Source organism: Salinimicrobium oceani, assembly GCF_012037645.1.
This window is the reverse complement of sequence record NZ_JAAVJR010000725.1, coordinates 1-429: the sequence shown is the minus strand read 5'-3', so window position 1 is coordinate 429 and position 429 is coordinate 1. Positions and strand designations below refer to the sequence as shown.

Below are 429 nucleotides of genomic sequence, written 5' to 3'. Positions count from 1 at the left end.
ATTCTGCAGGTCTTTAAAGAGCGGGACAAAAAATCCGCGGGTGAGCAGGGTGATCTTTACATCGGGATATTTTTCAGAAAAAGCCTTTAGCACCGGCACCATCATGGCCACATCTCCCATGGCAGAGAGACGGATGACTAAAATATGGCCGGGCCTTTCCATTGAAAAATGTTATTTTTTGGCTCCTCTTAATACAGGGTTAAGCTCGTCATCGTTGTACATCTTCATTTGTTTGTACACCTTCATGTATTTGTCCCCATTGGCAATATCCTCAAGTAATTGATTTATCGCTGTAGAAAGGTCCACTCGTTGCTCCAATAATACATCCAGCTTTGCCTGGCATTTGATCATGTGCTCCTGGCCGGCGTCCACACGATTTGCCTCCTCATTCATATGATAGATCTTAAGGGCGAGGATAGAAAGACGGTC

The 429-nt window shown here is 44.8% G+C and carries 2 protein-coding genes; both read right to left on the bottom strand.

Annotated features, from left to right (window positions below; translation table 11 throughout):
• On the bottom strand, positions 1-162 hold a 162-nt coding region (locus HC175_RS24420), incomplete at its 3' end, for a glycosyltransferase family protein (protein WP_168139749.1).
• Between the two features lie 9 nt (positions 163-171).
• Positions 172-429, bottom strand: a 258-nt coding sequence (locus tag HC175_RS19085) for a DUF4254 domain-containing protein (RefSeq protein WP_168139748.1), incomplete at its 5' end; no start/stop codon positions are given.